The sequence below is a fragment of the Stutzerimonas kunmingensis genome (assembly GCF_014764705.1).
In the GTDB taxonomy this organism is placed as follows: domain Bacteria; phylum Pseudomonadota; class Gammaproteobacteria; order Pseudomonadales; family Pseudomonadaceae; genus Stutzerimonas.
On record NZ_JACXXG010000023.1, the window covers coordinates 38,781 to 62,848 of the forward strand.

A 24,068-nucleotide genomic window follows, 5' to 3' on the forward strand; every position below is an offset into this window, starting at 1 on the left:
CGGTGTGTGCATGCGGGCCCCCTTCGACTTTCAGCGACATTGACAACGACGTGCTCATCGTCATAATCCCTGCAGTCATATGACAACTGACGTCATTAGACTTGCCGATCAGGCATAGACCACCGCCCCCACGGTGGCCACACCGGGGCGGCCCATCAAGCAAGGGAGCACAACAATAATGACCCCACGCACACCCTCGTCCGTCGCACTGTTCGCGGGCGGCTGCATGACCCTCGCATCGCTCGGCTTCACTGCCGGCGCCCAAGCCGAAGGCTTTGTCGAAGATGCGAACTTTTCGTTGAACCTGCGCAACTTCTACATCAACCGCAATTTCGTCGACTCCGACTACCCACAGAGCAAGGGCGAAGAGTGGACGCAGAGCTTCATCCTCAATTTCCAATCCGGCTACACGCCCGGCCCGGTGGGCTTCGGCGTCGACGCGCTGGGCCTGCTGGCGGTCAAGCTGGATGGCGGTGGCGGTACCTATGGCACTGGCCTGCTGCCGGTGCATGGCGCACCCGGCGATCGGCATCCGCCGGATGACTTCGCGCGCCTAGCAGTCGCGGTGAAGGCCAAGTTCTCCGAAACCGAGGTGCGCGTCGGTGAATGGATGGTGGTACTGCCGATCCTGCGTTCGGACGACGGTCGCTCGCTGCCGCAGACCTTCCAGGGCGGCATGATCACCTCCAAGGAAATCAAGGGTCTGTCGCTCTACGGCGGGCAGATGCGGCAGAACAGCCCGCGCGACGACGGCAGCATGGACGACATGTTCTACGGCGGCGCGAGTTCCGACCGCTTCAACTTCGTCGGTGGCGAATACGAGTTGGGCGCGAAGACCAAGGTCGGCGCCTGGCATGCGCGTCTGGAAGATATCTACCAGCAGAACTACTTCCAGCTGCTGCACACCCAGCCGCTCGGCGAAGGCGTGGCGCTGACCGCCAACCTCGGCTACTTCACCGGCAAGGAAGAAGGCAGCGCGCTGGCCGGCGATCTGGACAACAAGACCTACTCCGGCCTGTTCGGCCTGCAGGTCGGTGGCAACACCTTCTACGTCGGCCTGCAGAAGGTCAGCGGCGACAACGGCTGGATGCGCGTCAACGGCACCAGCGGCGGCACCCTCGCCAACGACTCGTTCAACTCCGCGTACGACAACGCCAACGAGCGCTCCTGGCAGCTGCGCCATGACTACAACTTCGCCGGCATGGGCGTTCCGGGCCTGACCATCATGAACCGCTACATCAGCGGCGATCAGATCGAAGCCGGTGGCGTGGACGATGGCAAGGAATGGGGTCGCGAGTCCGAGCTGGCCTACACGGTGCAGAGCGGTCCGCTCAAGAGCCTCAACATCAAGTGGCGCAACTCCAGCATCCGTCGCGACTACAGCGCGACCGAATTCGACGAAAACCGCCTGATCTTCAACTACCCGTTGTCTCTGCTGTAAGCGGTAGCGCAGTACGCAACCCTCCTCGCTCCGGTTGCGATAAATCTTTGGCCCGTCGAATGACGGGCCTTTTTTCGTCCGCCTTCAGCAACGCGTGACACGCAGGCAGCAGCGGCGCTCCAGTCGCTCGCCCGGCTGCAGATACAAAACGCCATGCTTGGCCGGGTCCGGCGCATTCAGCGCGTTGTTGCGATGGGACACCGGCTCCACGGCGAAGAAGCCCTGCGCGGCCGGCGGCGTATAGACCACCAGATGCGTCATCGACGGGTCCGCCTCGAGCTCGAGCCGGAAGCGTGCCGTCGGCCACTGCAAGGTTGCCGTGGCATCCCAACCGGCGAAGCAGTGATCCAGCTCGGGCTCGCCCAGCTCCCGCATCTGACGGAAGTCCCAGCGTGACGGTACATCCACCGCCTCGCTCGGCAACTGCTGATCGTCACTCAGCCAGACCTGCTCGGCAGCGAAACGCAGCGTCACGCCTGCATGGCGCGGGAAGTACGGGTGCCAGCCGAGCCCGGCCGGCATCAGCCGCTCGCTGCGGTTGATCAGCGCCAGCCGCAGACAGGCGCCCTGCTCGTCGAGCCCGAGCTCATGCTCCAGCTCGAAGGAGAACGGCCAGTCCTGCCGGCCATCGCCTTCGGCCCGATGCAGCAGTGTCAGCAGCAGTCGGTCGGCCTCCTGCGCAGCCAGTGTCCACGGGCGCTTCCAGCCCACGCCGTGAATCGGCAAGGCATGTTCCGCGGAATTCAGCCGCAAGCGGTGCGACTCGCCGTCCGCCTGGAACATGCCGCCGCCAACCCGGTTGGAGTACGGCGCCAGCACGAAACAACTGGTACGACGCACCTGCTCGCTGCCATCCCAGGGACGTAGCAGGTCGAAATCATCCAGGGCGAAGCGGGTAATTGCGCCGCCCAACGCCGGGCAGACCGAAAGCCGGAAACCGGCGTGGGCGAGGTGCACTTCATCGAGGGAAGCCATGCGCGCTCCTGATGGTGGCCGCTCAGAGATGGAGCGACGTTGCTTGCGAATGAGGCTGCGATTTCTCGCGTAGACAAAACGCCGCCACCCAGCGGCGCAGTGCCGTAGTCAGACCGGCGTCAGCAGCCGTCCCTCGCGAAGAAAGCTGTCGAGATTGTCCAGCAGCAGATCCTCCATGGCGCCGCGGGTTTCATGGGTGGCGCTGCCAATGTGCGGCAGCAGCACGACATTGGGCAGCTCGCAGAGAGCCGCCGGCACCCTCGGTTCGTCGGCGAAGACGTCCAGTCCGGCACCGCCGAGCCGGCCCTCCCGCAGTGCCGCGACCAGTGCCGGCTCATCCACCACCGAACCGCGTGCGACGTTGATCAGGATGCCTTTGCGACCCAGCGCGTCGAGCACTGCGCGGTCGATGAGGTTCTGCGTCTGCGGCCCGCCGGGACAGCTGAGCACGAGAAAGTCCGCCCAGCGCGCGAGTTCCAGCAGGTTCGCTTCGTACCCGTACGGGCTGCCGGCCACTGGCCGACGATTGTGATAACGCACCGCCATGTCGAAGCCCGCCGAGCGCTTGGCCACCGCCTCGCCGATGCGGCCCAGCCCGACGATGCCCAGCCGCTTGCCGCTGACGCGACGGCCGAGTGGGAGGTTAGCCTCGGCCCAGCGCCCCTCGCGAACGAAGCGGTCGCCCAGGGCGAGCTGTCGCGCGCTGTCGATGATCAGGCCGAAGGCCAGATCGGCCACGCATTCGTTGAGCACATCCGGCGTATTGCTCACCGGAATGCCGCGCGCCCTGGCGGCTTCTACGGCGATGGCGTCATGGCCGACGCCAAAACTGCAGATCGCCTTCAACCGGGGCAGCCGTTCGATCAACGAGGCCGGGCAGCCGAAGCGCGCAGAGGTAAGCATGATCTCGATGCGCCCGGCATGCTCGGCGAGCAGCGTTTCGGCGTCGCTCTGCCAGTAGGCCAGCACCTCATGCCCGCTCAGGCGTTGCTGGACTCGCTCGGACAAGGGGCCCATCTGGAGAATGCAGCTCATCGATTTTCCTCTGCGTTGGCGGGCCGCGGCCCATGGGTTGTTTACAGCACGGTCTGCACCACCCCGCATGCCGCCAGCAGCGGTACCGCTGGCAGTACCCAGCGCGAACGCCAGGCCAGCAGCAGCACCAGCAGCAAGCCGGAGAGCATGACCAGGCACAGCCAGATGACCGTGCCAATCTCGCCGCCCTGGCTGTTGACGCCGAGCCACAGCGCGAAGCCAAAGCAGCCAACGGCCAGCGAACGGATGATCGCCGGGCCCGGCAGGCGCGTATCGGCGCGCAGCAGCGCACCACGGTGGCGGTTCATGGTCAGGCAGAGCAGCGTCATGCCCAGGTAGGCCAGCGCGAATGCCAATAGCAGCATGATCAGGCCTCCTGCACACGGGTTGAGCGACCGCGCACCGCAGCGGCAGCCGGCGTTGCGTTCAGGCGCCAGGCGCAGGCCGCACAGACCAGCCCCGCGACGATCATGAACAGATCGACCGATGCCAGGGCCCAGTCGCCACGTCCGAGGCTGGCGATCAGGTGGCCATCGGTGGTCAGCGCATTGATGATCGGCAAGCCGAGCGCGAGCACGGCGCCGAGCAGCAGCTGCTCGCGCAGCAGGCGGCGGCTCTGATGGCGGCGCAGGAAGGCCCAGAGCACAGCTAGCAACCAGACACCGACGAACACCCAGCCTTCGGCCAAGGCGCGTTCGGCGAATGTTGCCGGAAGCAGACGATTGCCCCACAGCAGCGCCAGGCTGGCCAGCGGCAGGCCGGCGAACACCGAGGCGTTCAGCGCGCGCACCCAGGTCACGCTGCGGTCGCCGCGCTGTTCGCGCTTGGCCAGCCAGACCTGCAGCCCGCCGACCAGCATGGCGCAACCGGCAAGGCCCATCAGCAAATAGAGCAGGCGCACCAGCGTGCCGCCGAACTGCGCCATGTGCAGCCCCGCCAGCCAGAGGTAGGCGCGGTAGCCGATGGATGCGTCCTGGCGATTGAGCAGCTCGCCGGTGCCGGCGTCATAGCTGAGGGTGTCCTGCGGCGAGCCGATCCGCGAACGGTCCCGACGACGGACGTCGACCACCGCCGAGGCATCATCGGGATGATGCACGCTGACCCAGCCCGCCTCGCCACCGCCCCACTGCTGGCGCGATTCGGCGATCAGCGCATCGAGGGACACCGGAGCCGGCGGCGGCTGGCCCACCTCTTCGCGCTCGAAGCTGCCCATCACCTCGCCGAAGTACTGCATGACGTTGCCGGAATAGCTCACCTGCGCGGCGGCCGGCATGTAGGACGCGACGAAGATCGCCACGCCGGTGTAGGCCAGCACCAGATGGAACGGAAAACCGACCACGCCGAACAGGTTGTGCGCATCGAGCCAGGCACGCTGGCCGTTGGCCTTGGGCCGCAGGGTGAAGAAATCCTTGAAGATGCGCCGGTGGATGATCACCCCCGACACCAGCGCGACGAGCATGAACATGCCGGCCAGGCCGACGATGTACATGCCGATGTCACCCGCGTGCAGGTTGTAGTGCAACTTGAAGAAGAACTCGCCACCCAGCGTTTCCGGCATTGGCTCGGCCTGCGCGCTACGCGGGTCGAAGGCGATGTTGTGGATCGTCTTGGTGGCGTCTACTTCCCAACCGAGTCGCCAGTAAGGCTCGCGCTCGGTCGGGCCGTGCATCCAGAAGGCATGCAACTCGTCGCTGACGTTCTGCTGCAACCAGCCACGCACATCGTCCGCACCGAGGCTGGATACCACGCCGTCATGCAGCGCCGGACGCATCCAGCGGCTGAGTTCCTTGTCGAAGCAGGCGACAGTGCCGGCAAAGATGATCACGAACAGCAGCCAGCTCGGCAGCAGGCCGCCCCAGGTGTGCAAACCGGCCATGCTTTGGCGCAGTTTCATGGACGAACCCTCCAGTCGCCGGAAAAGAACGCGGCCAGACACAGCACCGCGGTCACACCGACGATCAACAGCCATACCCGCGTGGCACTGCGGGCGGCGAACACGTAGATCACCACGGCGGTCCACACGGCGAAGCTCGCCAGGCTGGAAAACACCACACGATCAGGCCGCGCCAGCGGCAGGTAGACCGCCAGAAAGGCGGTCACCGCGTAGGCGACCGCATAGCCGCCGACCAGCGCCGCAAGCACACGCGACGCGATGTTCCAGCGATTGATGGATGCGTTGCGACTCACCTCGAATCCTCCCTTGCAGGCCGGCAAGCGGCGCGTGGCTCAGCGACGTTCAAAAGCTGTAGCTCGCGGTTGCCACCACGGTGCGGCGGTTGCCGGTGAAGCAGTCGCCACGCGACAGGCAGGTGGTGTAGTAGGTCTCGTCTTCCAGGTTGGTGGCGTTGAGGGTGAACGCCCAGTCCTGGTAGGCGTAGCCGAGCATGGCGTCGAACAGCGTCGTCGACGGCGTCTTCAGGCTGTCGGTGCCATCCCAGCTGGCACCGACGTAACGCACGCCAGCGCCGGCGCTGAAGCCGGGGATGCCGGCGATGCTGAAGCGGTGCTGCGACCATAGCGAGGCCATGTTTTCGGGCACACTGGCGATGCGCTTGCCCTGCTGGGCGACCGGTCCCTTGACCACTTCGCTGTCGAGGTAGGTGTAGGTGCTGATCAGATCCCAGTTCGAGTTCATCTCCACCAGCCCTTCCAGCTCCAGTCCCTTGACCCGCGCTTCGCCTGCCTGAATGGTGCTGAGCGGGTTCGCCGGGTTCGGCATCTGGCGATTCTTCTCGCGCAGATCGAACACCGCGGCCGTGAGCAGCGTGTTGCTGCCTGCCGGCTGGTACTTCACACCGAGCTCCCACTGCTCGCCCTCGAGCGGCTTGTAGGACTGCTGAGTGAAGTTGTCCAGCCCGATAATCGGCGTAAAGGACTCGCTGTAGCTGATGTAGGGCGCCACCCCATTGTCGAACAGATAGGTCAGGCCCACCCGGCCGGTCACAGCATCGTCCTTCTGCCGGGTGCCCTGCTCGACGCGGGTGTCGGCCCAGTCCTTGCGCAGGCCCAGAGTTGCCAGCCACTTGTCGAGACGGATCTGGTCCTGAACATAGAGGCCCTGCTGCGCAACGCGCTGCTGCGGGACATCGGAAAGCGTAATGCCGGATGGATCGAAGGTGCCGTACACCGGATCGTAGAGATCCAGCGGGGTGGCGGTTCCGCGGGCGGTCTTGCTATCGGTGACGGCGTGCCGGTAGTCGATACCGACCAGCGCGGTGTGCTGCAGCGGGCCGGTATCGAAGCGCGATTCGGCCTGATGGTCGGCGCTCCAGATGGTCACCTCCGGCTTGGAAATGGACCAGACACGATTGACCGTGCGGTCGTCGGCACCGAGCACCGGCGGCCAGCCATACATGGTCTGGTAGCTGACCTTGCTCTTCTGCCAGCGCAGGTTCTGCCGCAGCGTCCAGGTGTCGTCGACACGCCAGGCCATCTGCGAGGTCAGTGCTTTCTGCTCGGTGTCATATTCGTCGAAGCCGGGTTCGCTGACGAAGCGCTCGCTGCCAATCTCGCCGTAGGGTGCGCTGAGTACCGTGCCGCGGTGCGGCAGGAAGGAGCTGGTTGTGCCGCTATCGTCTTTCTGCACGTTGGCCATCAGCGTCCATTCGAACTGCTCGTTCGGGCGCCAGGTCAATGACGGCATGAACACCAGACGGTTGTCCTTGGTGTGATCAACCTGGGTCTGGCTGTCACGCTGGATCGCCACCACGCGATAGAGCAACGTGCCGTCTTCATCCAGCGGACCGGTGCTGTCGAAGGCGATCTGCTTGCGGTCGAAGCTGCCGTACTGCAGCTGCAGCTCGCTCTTCTGTTCCGCCTGCGGACGCTTGCTGACGAAGTTGAGCAAGCCGCCAACCGAACTCTGCCCATAGAGCATGGACGATGGCCCCTTGATCACTTCGACGCGCTCCAGGGTGAAGGGGTCGGTGCGCGTGTTGTTGTAGTAGCCAACGCTCTGCTGCAGGCCATCGAGGAAGATGGTCGGGGCAACGCCGCGGATCAGCGCGAAGTCGCCGCGACTGTCCAGGCCATAAGCCTCGCCACGCATGCCGGCGACGTAGCGCAGCGAGTCCTGGATGGTCAGCGAGCCCTGGTCGCGGATGCGGTCGGCGGTGATCACGCTGATCGACTGCGGCGTTTCGATGATCGGTGTGTCGGTCTTGGTGGCGCCAATGCTGCGCTTGGCGACGTACCCTTCGACCGGGCCATTGCCCTGCTCGACTGCACGTGGCGCAGTGATCTGTTGTGCCTCCAGCTCGACCGCTTCCTCAGCGTCGACAGCAAAGCAGGCGACCAGCACCGGCAGGCCCAACACCAGCGGGCGCAACGAAAACGGGGGCGAAGCGACTACGCGACTCATGAGTGCTACCTTGTTCTTTGATGAGAACGCGCATGATATTGATAAATGTTCCCATTTATAAGATAGAAGTTGCCAATCTCCTACGATTGCAGGGCAGTAGCACTCGCTGCGAGATCGACGCAGCGGGAACGCTCCAGCTCAGGTGATGGGCGCCGGGTTGAACAGCACGATGTCATTGTGCAAGCGATAGCGCTCGGCCCAGGTCTGCTTGCGGCCGCTGGCGACGTCCAGGTAACAGTGGAACAGTTCCCAGCCGAGTTCCTCGATGCTCGCGCGGCCACTGGCGATGCGCCCGGCGTCGACATCGATCAGGTCCGGCCAGCGCTCGGCCAGCTCGGTGCGCGTGGCAACCTTGACCACTGGCGCCATGGCCAGGCCGTACGGCGTGCCGCGACCGGTCGTGAACACGTGCAGGTTCATCCCGGCTGCGAGCTGTAGCGTGCCGCAGACGAAATCGGATGCGGGGGTGGCGCAGAAGATCAGGCCCTTTCGCGCGACCCGCTCACCCGGTCCGACCACGCCGTTGATGGCGCCGCTACCTGACTTGACGATCGAACCAAGGGATTTCTCGACGATATTCGACAGCCCGCCCTTCTTGTTGCCCGGCGTGGTGTTGGCGCTGCGGTCGGCGGCGCCGCGCTCCAGGTAGCGGTCGTACCAGTCCATCTCGGCGATCAGCGCATCGGCCACTTCCGGCGTTTCGGCGCGGGCGGTGAGCATATACACCGCATCGCGCACCTCGGTGTTCTCGCTGAACATCACCGTGGCACCGGCGCGCACCAGCAGATCCGCCGCATAGCCCAGCGCCGGGTTGGCGGTGATGCCGGAGAAGGCGTCGCTGCCGCCGCACTGCATGCCGAGGATCAGCTCGCTGGCCGGCACCGTTTCGCGTCGGCGCTGATTTAGCTTTTTCAGCCGCGTTTCGGCCAGCGCCATGATCTGCTCGATCATCTCGCCGAAACCGGTGTTCGATTCCTGCAGGCGGTACAGCCAGGGATCGCGCAGGTCCACCGAGGGATCGCCCTCGTGCATCACCTGCTCGGCCTGCAGCTTCTCGCAGCCGAGGCTGATGACCAGCGCCTCACCGCCCAGATTGGGGTTGCGCGCCAGGTTGCGCACGGTGCGGATGGGGATGTAGGCATCGCGGGCGTTGATCGCCACGCCGCAGCCGTAGCTGTGGGTCAGCGCGACCACATCGTCGACGTTCGGGTATTTCGGCAGCAGCTCGTCGCGGATGCGCTTGACCGCGTGTTCCAGCACGCCGGTGACGCACTGCACCGTGGTGCTGATGCCGAGGATGTTGCGCGTGCCGACGGTGCCGTCGGCGTTGCGGTAGCCCTCGAAGGTGTAGCCGTCGAGCGGCGCGAGCTTGTCCGGCACGGCGGTGGCACGCGGCAGGCTGTCCAGCCGCGGCGCGCTGGGCATCTTCAACTGGGTTTCCCTGACCCAGCTGCCACGGCGCAGGGGTTCGAGGGCATAACCGATGATCTGTCCGTAACGGCGCACCGGCTCGCCTATGCCGATGTCGACGAGCGCGACCTTGTGGCTCTGCGGCACGGCCTCGACCGTGACCAGCCCGCCCTCGAACTGCGCACCGACCGGCACGCCGCCATCGTTGACCACCACGGCGACGTTGTCCGCCCCGTGCAGGCGGATGCAGCGCGGGGAGTCCTGGTGGGGTATCAGTTGCACGGTTTCGCTCATGTCTGCTCCGGTTAGGGTCCGGTTGTTGTTCTGTTCGGTGATCGCCGGGGGGTGCCATACACGTGGCTCGCCTCGTAGGGTGGACGGCCGAAGCCGTCCACCGGAGCCGGCCCGGCAAGCGTGCCTCAGCGCACCATGCAGGGGTTCTTGTTGTTGAAGGTCCAGTCGGGGATCAGGTACTGCATGGCGATGGAGTCGTCGCGCGCGCCCAGGCCTTTTTCCTTGTACATCGCATGTGCCTTGCCCAGCGCATCCCAATCCAGCTCGACGCCCAGGCCCGGCTTCTGCGGCACCGCGACCTTGCCGCCAACGATCTTCAGCGGCTCGCGGGTCAGGTGCTGGCCGTCCTGCCAGATCCAGTGGGTGTCGATGGCGGTGACGCGACCCGGCGCGGCGGCCGCCACGTGGGTGAACATCGCCAGGGAGATGTCGAAGTGGTTGTTCGAGTGCGAGCCCCAGGTCAGGCCGAAGTCGGCGCACATCTGCGCTACGCGCACCGAGCCGGCCATGGTCCAGAAGTGCGGGTCGGCCAGCGGGATGTCCACCGAGTGCAGGCACACCGCGTGGCTCATCTGCCGCCAGTCGGTGGCGATCATGTTCGTCGCGGTGGGCAGGCCGGTGGCGCGGCGGAATTCGGCCATCACTTCGCGGCCGGAATAGCCGTTCTCGGCACCGCAGGGGTCTTCGGCGTAGGCCAGCACGCCATGCAGGTCGCGGCACAGGCCGATGGCTTCGTCCAGCGACCAGGCACCGTTGGGGTCCAGCGTCACGCGGGCGTCGGGGAAGCGTGCGGCCAGGGCGCGGATCGCCTCAACTTCTTCCTCACCGCGCAGCACGCCGCCCTTGAGCTTGAAGTCCTTGAAGCCGTAGCGCTCGTAGGCCGCCTCGGCCTGGCGGACGATGCTCTCCGGGGTCATGGCCTCCTCGTTGCGCAGGCGGAACCAGGCGTCGTCGGCGCCGGATTCGTCGCGGTAGCCGAGGTCGGTCTTATTGCGATCACCGATGAAGAACAGGTAGCCGAGCATTTCCACTTCATCGCGCTGCTGGCCGTCGCCGAGCAGTGCAGCGACCGGCACGTCCAGATGCTGGCCGAGCAGGTCGAGCAGCGCCGATTCCAGCGCGGTAACGGCGTGAATGGCGATGCGCAGGTCGAAGGTCTGCAGGCCGCGGCCGCCGGAATCGCGGTCGGCGAAAGCGCGGCGCGCACGGTTGAGCAGGGCGTTGTATTGGCCGATGGGCTCGCCGACCATCATGCCGCGGGCGTCTTCCAGCGTCTGGCGGATGGCTTTGCCGCCCGGCACTTCGCCGACGCCGACATGCCCGGCGCTGTCCTTGAGGATGAGGATGTTGCGGGTGAACCAGGGCCCGTGAGCGCCGCTGAGGTTCATCAGCATGCTGTCCTGCCCGGCGACGGGCACGACGGTGAGTTCGGTAATGCGGGGTGTGCCCGTTGCGGCAATGGTCATGGGTGTCCCTCTGTGTTGTTCTTGTCGGGGATGCGGCGCCCGCGCGGGGCGCCGTTACGCAGTTTCGCAGCGTGGCCTTTCGACCGGCTTTCACCTCAGCCGATGTAGGTGGTCTTCACCGTGGTGTAGAACTCCTGGGCGTAGCGGCCCTGCTCGCGCGGGCCGTAGGACGAGCCTTTGCGGCCGCCGAACGGCACGTGGTAATCCACCCCGGCGGTGGGCAGGTTGATCATCACCATGCCGGCCTGGGCGTGACGCTTGAAGTGGTTGGCGTGCTTCAGCGAGGTGGTGCAGATGCCGGCGGACAGGCCGAACTCGGTGTCGTTGGCCATCGCCAGCGCCTCGTCGTAATCCTTGACCTTCACCACGTTGGCCACCGGGCCGAAGATTTCCTCGCGGCTGATGCGCATGCTCGGGTTGCTGTCGACGAACAGCGTCGGCGCCAGGAAGTAGCCCTCGGTGCCGCACTTGACCCGCTCGCCGCCACAGGCCAGGCGCGCGCCTTCCTGCTTGCCGATCTCGATGTAACGCAGGTCCTGCTCAAGCTGCGCCTCGGACACCACCGGACCGACGTCGACGCCCTGTTCCAGCGCCGACCCGACCTTGATCTTCTTGATGCGCTCGATCATCGCTTCGACGAAACGGTCGTAGATGCCTTCGGTGACGATGATGCGGCTCGACGCGGTGCAGCGCTGGCCGGTGGAGTAGAAGGCGCTCTGGGTGCACAGCTCGACCGCGACCTTGAGGTCGGCGTCGTCCAGCACGATCTGCGGGTTCTTGCCGCCCATCTCCAGCTGCACCTTGGCGCCACGCGCCACGCAGGTCTGGGCGATACCGCGACCGACGCCGACCGAACCGGTGAAGCTCACGGCATCGACCTCCCTGGCGTTGACGATGGCCTCGCCGACCTCACGGCCGCGGCCCATCACCAGGTTGAACACGCCGGCCGGGAAGCCCGCCCGGGAGATGATCTCGGCGATGGCCCAGGCGCAGCCCGGCACCAGGTCGGCCGGCTTGATCACCACGCAGTTGCCGAAGGCCAGCGCCGGGGCGATCTTCCAGGCGGGGATGGCGATGGGGAAGTTCCAGGGGGTGATCAGGCCGACCACGCCCAGCGGCTCGCGGGTGACCTCGACGCCGACCCCGGGGCGCACCGACTGCAGCATCTCGCCGGCCTGGCGCAGGCATTCGCCGGCGAAGTACTTGAAGATGTTGCCGGCGCGGGCGACTTCGCCGATGGCTTCGGGAAGAGTCTTGCCTTCTTCCCGCGCCAGCAGCGTGCCGAGCTCTTCGCGGCGGGCGAGGATTTCCAGGCCGACCTTTTCCAGCGCATCGGCACGCGCCTGGATGCCGAAGGTGGCCCACGCCGGGAAGGCGCGACGGGCGGCGGCGATGGCCTGCTCGACCTGCGCGGCATCGGCCTGGGCGTATTCGCCGATCACGTCAGAGAGGTCGGACGGGTTGGTGTTGGCCTGGTAGCGATCCGAGCCGACCCACTGGCCGTCGATGTAGTTGTCGTAGCGTTGTACGTCAGCCATGCAAAGTGTCCTCTGATGATGCCCGGCGCGGCCGTTCGGCAGCGCGGCGCCGGGGCGATTCCGGAAAGGCTTACTGGGCGCCCTGCTTCTCGATCAGCACCGCCAGGCGCTCGTATTCGTCGGGCTTCAGCTCGGTCAGCGGCGCGCGCACCGGGCCGGCGTCGTAGCCGGAAATGCGTGCGCCGGCCTTGACGATGCTGACTGCATAGCCCTTGCAGCGATTGCGAATGTCCAGGTACGGCAGGAAGAAATCGTCGATCAGCTTGCCGACAGTTTCGTGATCTTCGCGGGCGATGGCCTTGTAGAAGTCCATCGCGGTCTTCGGAATGAAGTTGAACACCGCCGAGGAATACACCGGCACGCCTAGCGCCTTGTAGGCCGCGGCATAGACTTCCGCGGTCGGCAGGCCACCGAGGTAGCTGAAACGCTCGCCGAGGCGGCGGCGGATCGACACCATCAGCTCGATATCGCCGAGGCCATCCTTGTAGCCGATGAGGTTCGGGCAGCGATCAGCCAACTGCTCCAGATGCGTCGCGGTCAGGCGGCAGACGTTGCGGTTGTAGACCACCACACCGATGTTCACCGATTTGCAGACCTGCTCGACATGCAGCGCCACGCCTTCCTGGCTCGCCTCGGTGAGGTAGTGCGGCAGCAGCAGCAGGCCCTTGGCCCCCAGGCGCTCGGCCTCCTGTGCCATCTGGATGGCGAGGCGGGTCGGGCCACCGACGCCGGCGAGAATCGGCACGGTGCCCGCGCAGGTATCCACGGCAGTCTTGATGATCTCGCTGTACTCGCGCGGCTCCAGCGAGAAGAACTCGCCGGTACCGCCGGCAGCGAACAGCGCCGAGGCACCGTAGGGGCCGAGCCATTCCAGGCGCTTGACGTAGCCGGCGCGATTGAAGTCGCCCTGCGCGTCGAAGTCGGTGACCGGGAATGACAGCAGGCCGGAAGAGAGGATGGCCTTCAATTCTTGTGGGTTCATTATTCGAGCATCCTGAATGCATGTGGAGGAGGTACAAGGGCATCAGCCTTGAGATACGTTATCGTACAACTAAAAATACTCCAACCGTTTTTTCTGCGCATTTTCTTCAGCGCTGAAAGCTGAATGAAAGCTTTCTGCTTTTCACTCGCCCGGCCAGGTCAATCACCATGAGGGCGGCAGCTTAAAAGGCATAAGCAGCTGCAGATGACCCAGCCAAATGCACTGATGATTTCGTTTGACAGGCGACGTAGCGAACTGTAAAAAATCCTCCATAGTCGTACGACGACCTATGACCACAATAACAATAGCGAGGCCCCGGACATGTTCCGCAATTGCCCGTCCCCTGCGCAGCCGCTGGCTGCCGATAACGCCATCCGCCGCGCTGCCTCAGCAGATGTGTGCACAGCGCCCGCCCCGGTCGCTCGCCTCGCCTGCAGCGGAGGCCGCGCACAATGAGTCAGCCGTTCAGTGCAACGCCCCGCGTACAGAGCATGCAGGTCATACCCGTGGCCGGCTACGACAGCATGCTGCTCAATCTCTGCGGCGCCCACGCCCCCTACTTCACCCGCAACCTGGTCCTGCTCACCGACAATGCCGGCAACACCGGTATCGGCGAAGTACCCGGTGGCGAGGGTATCCGTCAGGCATTGGAGCGTAGCTGCCCGCTGGTCATCGGCCAGCCAATCGGCGCCTACAACCGGGTGCTCAACCACCTGCGCGCGATGCTTGCCGGCAATGGCCGCGACACCCGCCACGAGGTGACCTCCGCAGCCGAGGCGGCGGTGCTCAAGCAGCCCCACGAAATCAACCTGCGCCTGGACAACGTGATAACCGCAGTCGAGGCCGCCCTGCTCGACCTGCTCGGCCAGCACCTGGACGTGCCGGTAGCCGAGCTGCTCGGCAGCGGCCAGCAGCGCGATGCCGTGCCGATGCTCGCCTACCTCTTCTATATAGGTGATCGCCAGCGCACCGACCTGCCCTATCTGGCCAGCACTGGCGAGGGCTGGTACCACCTGCGCCACCAGCAGGCGCTGACCCCAGACGCCATCGCCCGCCTGGCCGAGGCCGCGCATGCGCGCTATGGCTTCGCCGACTTCAAGCTCAAGGGCGGGGTGATGCGCGGCGAGGAGGAGATACAGGCCATCGCCGCGATCAAGGCGCGCTTCCCGGATGCCCGCGTGACGCTGGACCCCAACGGCGCCTGGTCGCTGGACGAGGCCATCGCTCTGTGCAAGGGCCAGGGTCACCTGCTGGCCTACGCCGAAGACCCCTGCGGCCCGGAAAATGGCTATTCCGGCCGCGAGATCATGGCCGAGTTCAAGCGCGCCACCGGCATTCCCACTGCGACCAACATGGTTGCCACCGACTGGCGGCAGATGGGCCACTCGCTGCGCCTGGAGGCAGTCGACATCCCGCTGGCCGACCCGCACTTCTGGACCATGCAGGGCTCGGTGCGCCTGGCGCAGATGTGCGAGCAGTTCGGCCTGACCTGGGGCTCGCATTCGAACAACCACTTCGACGTCTCGCTGGCCATGTTCACCCATGCCGCGGCCGCTGCACCGGGGCGCATCACCGCCATCGACACCCACTGGATCTGGCAGGAAGGCCAGGAGCGCCTGACCCGCGAGCCGCTGCAGATCGTCGCCGGCCAGGTTCGCGTACCCGAGCGCCCGGGCCTGGGCATCGAGCCGGACATGGACCGGATCATGGCGGCTCACGAGCTTTACAAGAAGGTCGCCAGTGGTGCGCGTGACGACGCCATGGCGATGCGTTACCTGGTGCCTGGCTGGATCTACGACCCGAAGAAACCCAGCCTCGGCCGCAATACCTGAACCCGCAGCCCAAACCCGGAGAACTCCAATGAAAACAATATTCCGCGCCTCCCTGCTTTCCGCCCTCGTCGGCATCGCCGGTCTCGCTGCCGCCTCCACCACGATGGCCGCCGATGTGAAATGGCCGACCCGCCCCGTACAGGTGGTGGTGATCGCCAACCCTGGCGGCGACACCGATTTCAACGCCCGCACCATGGCCAAGTACTTCAATCAGATCACCGGCAAGAGCATGGTGGTGACCAACATCGCCGGCGGCGGCGGCACCCTGGCCGCCGAGCAGGTCAAGGGCGCGGCCGCCGATGGCAACACCATTCTCTTCACCCACCCGGGGCAGCTGATCGTCAACGAGGTCGCCGGCCTGACCGAGGACAGCTACGAGACCTTCGATGTGGCGTGCATCGCCGGGGTCGACAAGAGCACCGTGTTCGTCGCCTCCAAGCAGTCCGGCGTGACCAGCATGCAGGACCTGATCGCCAAGTCGAAGGCCGAGCCGGGCAGCATCACCTACGGCACCGAGATGGGCAGCTTCTCCCACGTACAGGGGCTGATGCTGGAGAAGCTGACCGACACCAAGCTGAAGATGGTCGACGGCGGCACGGTTTCCGACCGCGTGGTGGGCATGCTCGGCGGACGCCTGGACCTCGGCGCGATCACCTACGGCTCGGTGCAGGACTACGTCAGCGGTGGGCAGATGGTCGCCCTCGGCCAGCCCAACGAGGAGCGCAACCCACTGCTCGGCGAGGTGCCGACACTCAAGGAGCAGGGCCTCGACATCACCATGGACAAGCCCTACGTGGTCGCTTTCCCGAAGGGCACCGACCCGGCGATCGTGAAGAAGATGGCCGACGTGATGAAGCAGATCACCGAGATCCCCGAGTACGCCGAGGAACTGAAGAAGTTCAAGCAGCCGGTGGCCTACTACGGCACCGAAGAGGCCAAGGCGATCCTGGCCAAGACTCGCGAGGACTTCATGCAGTTCAAGGACGAACTGCGTCAGGCCAAGAACTGATCCCTGACGTGTCGCCAGCCGGCCACGCCGGCTGGCTGTCTCTCCTCGCGCACGGAGGTTTGCCATGACCACTGCAAACAAGAAAGAACTGACCATCGGCGTGGCCATGCTCGGCGCCAGCATCGCCTATCTGGTGATGGCCTACCGCGTACCCGGCCACGACGGCATCGATGCCGCCACCGTCCCCACCCTGCTGGCCATCCTGCTATGCCTGCTGGGCCTGCTGCAGACCCTGAGCGCTTTTACCCGCCACGCGCAGGCTGCAGAGAGCAGCAGCGATACGCCGGACCAGCCCAAGCCAACCGTTACCGAGCCGCTGACCGTGCTCAAGACCCTTGGCCTGATCCTGCTTTACGTCGTACTGCTGGGCCCGGTGGGTTTTCCCATCATGACTGCGATCTACCTGTACCTGCAGTTCATCGTCCTGACGCCCGCTGACCACAAGGTCAGCCACCTGCTCTACGCAGCCATCGCGGTGGTCACGTCGGCCGTCATCTACCTGCTGTTCCGCGAGGCCTTCGATCTGTTGCTGCCCGCTGGCCTGCTGAATTTCTGAGGAATCGACCATGCTCGAATTACTGCAGCAAGGCTTCGGTGCCGTATTCTCGCTCAACATCCTGCTGCTGATGCTCGGCGGCGTTGCGGTTGGCATCGTCTTCGGCGCCGTGCCCGGCCTGTCGGCGACCATGGCGGTGGCGCTGTGCCTGCCACTGACCTTTACCATGGGGCCGCAAGCTGGCCTGTCGCTGCTGGTCGCGCTGTTCATCGGCGCTACGTCCGGCGGCCTGATCTCGGCGATCCTGCTGAAGATTCCGGGTACACCGTCGTCCATCGCCACGGTGTTCGACGGCGGCCCATTGATGGAGCAGGGCCTGGGCGTGAAGGCGCTCGGGGTCGGCATCGTGTTTTCCTTTCTCGGCACCATCTTCAGCATCATCGCGCTGATGTTCATCGCCCCGCAGCTGGCCAAGGTCGCGCTGAGCTTCGGCCCGCATCAATACTTCGCCATCGCGGTGTTCTCGCTGACGCTGATCGCCACCCTGTCGGCCGGCTCAATGGTCAAGGGGCTGTTCGCCGGCACGCTGGGCATCGCCGTATCCACCGTCGGCATCGCGCCGGTCGAGGCAGTACGCCGCTTCACCTTCGGCGTCAGCGAGCTGAACGGCGGCTTTTCCATGCTGACGGTGATGATCGGCATGTTCGCCGTGGCCGAGGTCATCAAGCTCGCCGAAACCGGCCGGCATGCCGTGCGCAGCAAGGCCGGCTCGGTGAGCATGAAAGACATCAAGGGCTTCGGCTTCTCGCTCAAGGAGTTCCGCCAGGAGCTGCCCAATGCCAGTCGTTCGGGCCTGATCGGCCTGGCAGTGGGCATCCTGCCGGGCATCGGTGCCGGCACCTCCAACCTGCTCTCCTACATCGTCGCCAAGAAGCGCGCCAAGCAGCCGGAAACCTATGGCAAGGGCAACATCGGCGGCGTGGTCGCCAGCGAGACGGCGAACAACGCCGGCATCGGCGGCGCCATGATGCCGCTGATGACGCTGGGCATTCCCGGCGACACCACCACCGCGATCCTGCTCGGCGGCTTTCTGATTCACGGCATCCAGCCCGGACCGCTGCTGTTCGTCAGCCAGGGTCCGCTGGTCTACACCATCTTCGCCGCGCTGCTGGTGGCCTCGGTGATGATGCTGTTCATGGAGTTCTACGGCCTGCGCCTGTTCATCAAGCTGCTCGACGTACCCAAGCACATCCTGCTGCCGATCATCCTGGTGCTCTGTGTGGTCGGTGCGTTCGGCCTCTCCAGCCGGCTGTTCGATGTCTGGTCGATCCTGCTGTTCGGTGTGCTTGGCTATGCCTTCGTCAAGGCGGGTATGCCGGTCGCGCCCTTCATCATCGGCTTCATCCTCGGGCCAATGGCGGAGACCAACCTGCGCCGCGGCCTGATGCTCTCCGACGGCAACTTCGCCTCGTTCTTCACCAACCCCATCGCCGCGACCTTCCTCGGCCTGGCCCTGGCCTTCGTGCTCTGGCAGCTGTACAGCGCGGTGCGGCCACGGGGCGGCGTGCTCGGTCAGGCGCTACGCACCTGAACCTGCGCCCCTCTTCCCGCCGGAGGAGCGGCTTGGCTCAGCCGCGCTGACCGAACGCATCGCTTGCCAGGGTCCAGCCCGCCACCTGCTCGCTGAGGCTCAGCCCCAGCCCGGGCCGGGTCGGCACCTGCATGCAGCCATCGCGGATCTCGAGTCGCTCCCGGAACAGCGGCTCGAGCCATTCGAAATGCTCGACCCAGGCGGCATGTTCGTAGGCCGCAGCGAGGTGGATATGCAGCTCCATGACGAAGTGCGGCGCCATGACGATTCCACGCCGCCGCGCCGCCTCGGCCACCTGCAGGAACGGCGTGAAACCACCGATGCGCGGCGCGTCATGCATGATCACATCCACCGCCCCGCGCTCGACAAAGGCACAGGCTTCGGCCGCGCTGCCGAGCATCTCGCCAGTGCCGACCGGGGTGATGAGCTGAGCGGCCAGGGCGGCGTGACCTTCCAGATCGTGGGCGTCCAGCGGCTCCTCGATCCAGGTCAGCTCGAACTCCTCCAGCGCCCTGCCCATGCGTGCCGCGGTGGTGCGATCCCATTGCTGGTTGACGTCGACCATCAGCGCCGCCTCGTCGCCGAAGTGCCTGCGCAGCGCCGCGACCCGGCGCAGGTCGGCGCGGTGGTCAGGCTGGCCGACCTTCAGCTTGATTCCGCCAATGCCTCGCGCCCTAGACGCCTCGGCCTTTTCGATGACCTCCTCGATGGGCGCCTGAAGGTAGCCGCCGGAGGTGTTGTAGCAAGGCACCGCGTCGCGATGGGCGCCGAGCAGCTTGGCCAGTGGCAGCCCGGCGCGACGCGCCTTGAGGTCCCAAAGCGCCGTATCGAAGGCGGCAATGCTCTGCACCGCCAGGCCGCTGCGCCCGATCGAGGCGCTGGCCCAGCTCAGCCGGCGCCACAGGCGGGCGATGTCGTTGGGATCCTCGCCCAGCAGCAACGGCGCCAGTTCCCGCGCGTGGGCATATTGCGCCGGGCCGCCGGTGCGCAGGCTGTAGCTGAAGCCCAGCCCCTTATGACCCTGCTGCGTCTGCAGTTCGACGAACAATAGGCTGACCGACGCCAGGGGCAGCTGTCGCCCGGTAAGCACCTTGGCGTCGCTGACCGGCCGCTGCAGCGGCAACTCCACCGCGCGCAGGCCGATCCAGCTGATGCGGTCCGCTTCATAGAGGTCGCTCATTCGTGTGTCGCCGCTTCGCCAGTCAGGGGATGCGCTGGATAATCCGCCGGCTGATTGATACGGTCCAATTCATTAACGCTTTCGATTGATACCAGGAACGGATCAATGTTCGAACTCGCCCAACTGCGATGCTTTACTACCTTGGCCAGCGAACTGAATTTCCGTCGCGCGGCCGAGCGCCTGAACATGACCCAGCCGCCGCTGAGCCGGCAGATCCAGTTGCTGGAACACCAGCTCGGCGTCGCGCTGTTCACCCGCAGCACGCGTTCTGTGGCGCTCACCGCCGCCGGTCGCGCCTTCTTCGTCGAGGCCCAGGCGTTGCTCGACCAAGTCCACCGCGCCGCACAGGGTGCCCGGCTGGCTGCACTGGGCGAGAGCGGCTCGCTGACCATCAGCTTCGTTGCCAGCGCGGTATACGGCTTCCTGCCGCGCGCCATCACCCAGGTGCGCCGGGAACGGCCAGGCGTGGCCATCAACCTGCTGGAGACCACCACTTTCGAGCAGTTGCAGGCACTGCGCGCGCGTCGGGTCGACCTGGCGGTGGTGCGCGAGCCGTTGCAGCAGCCGGGACTGGTCAGTGAATGCCTACTGCGCGAGCCTTTCGTGCTGGCCACGCCGACCGATCATCCGCTGGCGCAGCATCCGGCGCCGACCCTGGAAATGCTCCACGGCGAGCCGTTCATCCTCTATGCCCATGGCGCCTGGCAGCCGTTCAACGAGCTGCACACCGGGCTGTTCCGTGCCAGCGGTATCCAGCCCGAATTCGTCCAGTCGCTGGGCTCGACGCTGACCATCCTCTCGCTGGTCAACGCTGGCCTCGGCATGGCGCTGGTGCCGCGCGGGGCCAGCGCGATCCGCTTCCAGCAGGTACGCTTTCGCGAGTTGCCGCTGCCAGCGGGCATCTGCGCCGAGCTGCATCTGGCCTGGCGCGACGACAACGACAACCCGACGCTGGAAGCGGCGCGCGACGCCGTGCGTCAGGCGGCCCGCGATATCGCCCTGGACCTGCCGCCAATCCCAGGCCTACACCATGGGACGGACTGCTGACGGCCACGAGTTGACGTTCAAATGGTTGACCAGAGCCGGGGCTATTCAGGCCTGTGACAAATGCGCTGCTCGACGCTAAAGCAAGGCCCAAGAGTGCAGAAAAAGCCTTCGCAGCCCGCCCCTAAGCCAGCAGCCTCCCGCTGCTTGTTGCGTCCACCACCGCATCCAGCTCAGCCCCAGCCAAATGCTCTGCATAGTGCTCCATCAGCTCCGACTCCCAAGAAGCGACCTCGTCCAGTATGCCGGCCGCCTCATCTTTCGTCAGTGCAAAATGCTCATGCTGGCTAAGCAGGTTAGCTCGACTTAGGAGAGTACCGTTGATACCAACTTCCATCGCCAGCCTCTGGGCAGGCCCCTCTCCCAGGACGGGAAGAACGTCATACATGGGCGAGAGGCGCCAAGCTCCTTCCTGCCAGATCACTGCGTGGTTGCGAGGATGATCGTCACTGTTGCCGACCAGAGCGTTGTAGGCCATTCGCCTGTAGAGCGCCTGCCTATCAGAATCTGGCGCGCCTCTGCGGTACAGCTCATCGGCGAGCGCCGCGTAGATCCATCCGTTGCTGCGCTGCACATGCCATTCGGCATCGAGAAGAGTTAAGCCACTCATCATCGGAATGCGGCGAAACCTTGCATCATTCGCTGACCATTCTCGGTCGAATCGCTCCACTAGCAACGTGTTGCCTTTTTCACTTTGATGGAGTGCCGTCCGGGCAACATTCATCCCCTTGGCAGCCGCAAAAGTCATGCAGGCATACTCGAATTTCGGCAGGTCGTAGTGATCAAATTTGTCGCGTGGCTTGGCAAGAATCAGCTTGTGATCAAAGCGGTACGTGCGCTTGGGCCTGGCACCACCAACAGCTGAGCGCTGATCCCGTATTCTTAATGCCTCCAGCTGCTCAGCGCTCAGCTGGCTGTCATAGATCGCAGCGCAAATATCTATGAAATGATCGAGCCCTTTGGCTTCAAGCATTTTCACAGGCCTTTCGCCTATTCCCGGCCTCGGTGTGCGATCTTCGCCAGCCATGATGTTTCCGGCGCGATCTTCGTTAGGAGATAACAGCAGGAGCTGGATCGGAGTGAGCTCGCCCTTTCGGGTGCGGCGCAACAGGCGTTCTCCCCAGCCATCTGGCATCGCATCATCAATGAAGCCGGGAACGCCGCCATTCTTATGTACCTGAATGGGTCGAGTGGAGAGCGGATACCGTATCGGATCAGGCACCCAACGCTTGGCTTCCACGATCTCCGGCGCATAGACGAAGGCTCCCGTGCTACCAGCAAGGGTCAGCCTGCCCAGCGTCACAGTCTCACCCGTTTCTGGACATTCCATATAGATGTAAGCGCGCGACATCAGAAGTCCTCCGCGCTGCTGCGAGGCAGCCTGACGCGCCTGGTCGCATTGGTTTCCAAAGCGCCGAGATCAAGCGCAGGGTCATCGATCAGCGCCTGGAAAACCCGGTCAGAGATCCCAACGGTAAACAGCGCGAGCATGAAATCGCGCAACGAAACACCTTCAGCCTTGCCCCCCTCAATGTGTCGAACAGCTCGGAGAGAAATTCCAGCCCGCTCTGCAAGGTCAGCCTGTCGTATCCCCATGCGCAGACGCGCCTCCTTCACCAGAAGGCCTATACGGTAAAGCAGAGAGGTACTTTGAACAGGGAAAAAGTCTTTCATAAGGTGGCACCAATCGACATCCTACAAAGGATAAGGTACTACCAATCGCGCACTAAGCAACCTTTTCAGACAGTTAATAAGGCTTCTTATAGCACCTTAATGACCATAAACTATCATTAATAGATACCTTATTTAAGAAGAACAACCCCGGCAGGGTAGATCAACTCTCGGATTCTGGGCGGTAGATCTATCCAGTTCGGCACCAGTCCAGCCAGATCAGCCTTCTGCTGCGACCGGCAGCTTCTGGAGTCAGCAGCCCGTCACAGCTGCAATATCAGAAGCGGACAACACCCTCTATAGCATTGGTGGTGGCTGGCAAGGCGCAGCGTCGATAGGCCGAAGCCTTCATTGTCCTCTGCGCCATCGACTGCTCGAACGAATCTGTACCGCCCGATCCGACGCCAACTGCGCTGTTCCGTTGCGGCAACACGCCCTAATCTGGCCGGCTGGACATTGAATGACGTCGTCGATCCGGCGCTGCCACTGGAGGACTCATGCATGACTGACGCAGAAAGCGAGCTGCATCATTTCGACCGGCGCATGGTCTGGGCCGGTTTTCGCCAGCTCGCGCCGATTTCAATCTTCGTCACCCTGTTCGGCGCCGCCTTCGGCCTCGCCGCGGTGCAGACCGGGCTGGACGATTCGGTGATTTTGGCGATGAGCGCGCTGGTGTTTGCCGGCGCCTCGCAGTTCGCCGCGCTGGAGCTGTGGGGCACGCAGGTGCCGCTGTTCACCCTGATGATCACCGTGTTTGCCATCAACGCCCGCCACCTGCTGATGGGCGCCACGCTCTACCCCTGGTTGCGCCAGCTGTCGCCGGGCAGGCGCTACGGGGTGATGCTGATCGCCTCGGACGCCAACTGGGCGATGGCCATGCAGGCCTTCAACCGCAACCGCCCGGGATTCGGCCTGCTGCTCGGTGGTGGCCTGGCGCTCTGGTCGTTCTGGGTGGTCGGCAGTTGGCTGGGTATCCATTTCGGCAGTGCCGTCAGTGATCCTAAGCGCCTGGGCCTGGACATGGTGATGGGCTGCTTTCTGCTGGCAATGGTGGTGGGCGGCGAAAAGAACCTGCGCATGCTGGTGATCTGGAGCGTTGCCGCCGGCGCCTCGCTGCTCGCCTTCCGTTACCTGCCGGAGAACAGCCACGTGGTGGTGGGTGCCCTCGCCGGTGGCGCGACAGGGCTGCTGTGGAAGGAGAAAGCGCGTGAATCTTGATGCGACGGGCGCAGGCGCGCTGACCGTGGTGCTGGTCATGGCACTGGTGACCCTGGCGACGCGCTGGGGCGGCGTGTTCGTCATGGCCTTCGTGCCCATCAGCGACCGCGTCCGCCAGTTCATCACCGCCATGTCCGGCTCAGTGCTGGTGGCGATCGTCGCGCCGATGGCCTTGCAGGGTGATGCTGGCGCGCGATTGGCGCTGCTAGCCACGGCAGTGACCATGCTGGTGCTGAAAAAGCCGCTGCCGGCGATTGCCGCCGGTATCCTCGCCGCGGCGCTGGCCAGGCAGCTCTGAACAGCAGCGGCCAATCGCGGCCGCTCAGGACACCGAGTTCGGCAGCCTCCATAGCAGTCATTACCGTGTGCACCAGCAGCGCGTCGGCATTGTGCTGACCGCGCACCGACCTCGTTGCCACTCTATTTTCGAAAGGTCGTCATACAACTATCGAAAATATTGCTGGCAGCGCCCCGCTTTTATCAATCTTGGGCGCCGCTACTCTGGAGCCCTCTGTCGCGGCGCTTT

At 64.8% G+C, this 24,068-nt stretch carries 21 protein-coding genes; 8 read left to right on the plus strand and 13 right to left on the minus strand.

The genetic code is table 11. The features are described from left to right. The first annotated feature begins 178 nt into the window (after window positions 1-178). Window positions 179-1,441 carry an OprD family porin gene (locus tag IEG05_RS16495; protein ID WP_191122389.1) on the plus strand — a complete coding sequence of 421 codons (1,263 nt, stop codon included), beginning with the start codon at window positions 179-181 and terminating at the stop codon, window positions 1,439-1,441. An 84-nt stretch (window positions 1,442-1,525) separates the two neighbouring features. Here the strand turns inward: IEG05_RS16495 and IEG05_RS16500 are convergent, their stop codons facing one another. The 10 genes from IEG05_RS16500 to kdgD all read right to left on the minus strand — a co-directional run bounded on the left by IEG05_RS16500 (window position 1,526) and on the right by kdgD (window position 13,501). Then, window positions 1,526-2,416: an aldose 1-epimerase gene (locus tag IEG05_RS16500; protein ID WP_191122390.1), complete on the minus strand. Its 891-nt coding sequence runs from the start codon at window positions 2,414-2,416 to the stop codon at window positions 1,526-1,528. A 108-nt stretch (window positions 2,417-2,524) separates the two neighbouring features. Further along, window positions 2,525-3,451: a 2-hydroxyacid dehydrogenase gene (locus IEG05_RS16505; RefSeq protein ID WP_191122391.1), complete on the minus strand. Its 927-nt coding sequence runs from the start codon at window positions 3,449-3,451 to the stop codon at window positions 2,525-2,527. A gap of 41 nt (window positions 3,452-3,492) precedes the next feature. Continuing rightward, on the minus strand, window positions 3,493-3,816 hold the full coding sequence (locus tag IEG05_RS16510) for a DUF3325 family protein (protein ID WP_014818835.1): 324 nt from the start codon (window positions 3,814-3,816) through the stop codon (window positions 3,493-3,495). Between the two features lie 2 nt (window positions 3,817-3,818). Continuing rightward, window positions 3,819-5,345 (minus strand): PepSY-associated TM helix domain-containing protein, encoded by a 1,527-nt coding sequence (locus IEG05_RS16515; protein ID WP_191122392.1) that lies wholly within the window; start codon window positions 5,343-5,345, stop codon window positions 3,819-3,821. After that, window positions 5,342-5,638, minus strand: coding sequence for a DUF3649 domain-containing protein (locus tag IEG05_RS16520; RefSeq protein ID WP_023445236.1), 297 nt, complete (start codon window positions 5,636-5,638; stop codon window positions 5,342-5,344). Before IEG05_RS16520 ends, IEG05_RS16515 begins: the two co-directional genes overlap by 4 nt. A 49-nt stretch (window positions 5,639-5,687) precedes the next feature. After that, window positions 5,688-7,811 carry a TonB-dependent siderophore receptor gene (locus tag IEG05_RS16525; protein WP_191122393.1) on the minus strand — a complete coding sequence of 708 codons (2,124 nt, stop codon included), beginning with the start codon at window positions 7,809-7,811 and terminating at the stop codon, window positions 5,688-5,690. A gap of 138 nt (window positions 7,812-7,949) precedes the next feature. Further along, window positions 7,950-9,503: a galactarate dehydratase gene (gene garD / locus IEG05_RS16530; RefSeq protein WP_191122410.1), complete on the minus strand. Its 1,554-nt coding sequence runs from the start codon at window positions 9,501-9,503 to the stop codon at window positions 7,950-7,952. A gap of 137 nt (window positions 9,504-9,640) precedes the next feature. Then, window positions 9,641-10,981, minus strand: a complete 1,341-nt coding sequence (gene gudD / locus IEG05_RS16535; RefSeq protein WP_191122394.1) for a glucarate dehydratase — start codon at window positions 10,979-10,981, stop codon at window positions 9,641-9,643. A 95-nt stretch (window positions 10,982-11,076) separates the two neighbouring features. Beyond that, window positions 11,077-12,519 (minus strand): aldehyde dehydrogenase family protein, encoded by a 1,443-nt coding sequence (locus tag IEG05_RS16540; RefSeq protein WP_191122395.1) that lies wholly within the window; start codon window positions 12,517-12,519, stop codon window positions 11,077-11,079. A gap of 70 nt (window positions 12,520-12,589) precedes the next feature. Next, window positions 12,590-13,501, minus strand: a complete 912-nt coding sequence (gene kdgD / locus IEG05_RS16545) for a 5-dehydro-4-deoxyglucarate dehydratase (RefSeq protein WP_191122396.1) — start codon at window positions 13,499-13,501, stop codon at window positions 12,590-12,592. Window positions 13,502-13,953: 452 nt separating this feature from the next. Here kdgD and IEG05_RS16550 point away from each other — a divergent pair, with 452 nt between their 5' ends. The 4 genes from IEG05_RS16550 to IEG05_RS16565 all read left to right on the plus strand — a co-directional run bounded on the left by IEG05_RS16550 (window position 13,954) and on the right by IEG05_RS16565 (window position 18,429). Then, entirely contained in the window at window positions 13,954-15,333 is a 1,380-nt protein-coding gene (locus IEG05_RS16550) for an enolase C-terminal domain-like protein (RefSeq protein WP_191122397.1), read from the plus strand. Window positions 15,334-15,361: 28 nt separating this feature from the next. Continuing rightward, window positions 15,362-16,342: a tripartite tricarboxylate transporter substrate binding protein gene (locus tag IEG05_RS16555; protein ID WP_191122398.1), complete on the plus strand. Its 981-nt coding sequence runs from the start codon at window positions 15,362-15,364 to the stop codon at window positions 16,340-16,342. A gap of 64 nt (window positions 16,343-16,406) precedes the next feature. After that, window positions 16,407-16,898, plus strand: a complete 492-nt coding sequence (locus IEG05_RS16560) for a tripartite tricarboxylate transporter TctB family protein (RefSeq protein WP_191122399.1) — start codon at window positions 16,407-16,409, stop codon at window positions 16,896-16,898. Window positions 16,899-16,908: 10 nt separating this feature from the next. Next, the gene (locus IEG05_RS16565) at window positions 16,909-18,429 is read left to right on the plus strand and encodes a tripartite tricarboxylate transporter permease (RefSeq protein ID WP_191122400.1); all 1,521 of its coding nucleotides are present in this window, start codon (window positions 16,909-16,911) and stop codon (window positions 18,427-18,429) included. Between the two features lie 37 nt (window positions 18,430-18,466). On the opposite strand, the gene IEG05_RS16570 is transcribed toward IEG05_RS16565, so the two are convergent. Next, window positions 18,467-19,609, minus strand: a complete 1,143-nt coding sequence (locus IEG05_RS16570) for an L-talarate/galactarate dehydratase (protein WP_191122401.1) — start codon at window positions 19,607-19,609, stop codon at window positions 18,467-18,469. A gap of 105 nt (window positions 19,610-19,714) precedes the next feature. On the opposite strand from IEG05_RS16570, the gene IEG05_RS16575 reads away from it, so the two are divergent. After that, a complete protein-coding gene (locus IEG05_RS16575) occupies window positions 19,715-20,656 on the plus strand; it encodes a LysR family transcriptional regulator (protein ID WP_046617571.1) in 942 nt (313 codons plus the stop codon). 121 nt (window positions 20,657-20,777) lie between these two features. Here the strand turns inward: IEG05_RS16575 and IEG05_RS16580 are convergent, their stop codons facing one another. Further along, window positions 20,778-22,004 (minus strand): type II toxin-antitoxin system HipA family toxin, encoded by a 1,227-nt coding sequence (locus IEG05_RS16580; protein ID WP_191122402.1) that lies wholly within the window; start codon window positions 22,002-22,004, stop codon window positions 20,778-20,780. Next, complete coding sequence (locus IEG05_RS16585; RefSeq protein ID WP_046617569.1) at window positions 22,004-22,327, minus strand: helix-turn-helix domain-containing protein; 324 nt, start codon at window positions 22,325-22,327, stop codon at window positions 22,004-22,006. The genes IEG05_RS16580 and IEG05_RS16585 overlap by 1 nt, the downstream gene beginning before the upstream one ends. Window positions 22,328-22,825: 498 nt before the next feature. On the opposite strand from IEG05_RS16585, the gene IEG05_RS16590 reads away from it, so the two are divergent. Further along, window positions 22,826-23,542: an AzlC family ABC transporter permease gene (locus IEG05_RS16590; protein ID WP_003282650.1), complete on the plus strand. Its 717-nt coding sequence runs from the start codon at window positions 22,826-22,828 to the stop codon at window positions 23,540-23,542. Further along, window positions 23,532-23,840 carry an AzlD family protein gene (locus tag IEG05_RS16595; protein WP_191122403.1) on the plus strand — a complete coding sequence of 103 codons (309 nt, stop codon included), beginning with the start codon at window positions 23,532-23,534 and terminating at the stop codon, window positions 23,838-23,840. The genes IEG05_RS16590 and IEG05_RS16595 overlap by 11 nt, the downstream gene beginning before the upstream one ends. Window positions 23,841-24,068: the final 228 nt, after the last annotated feature.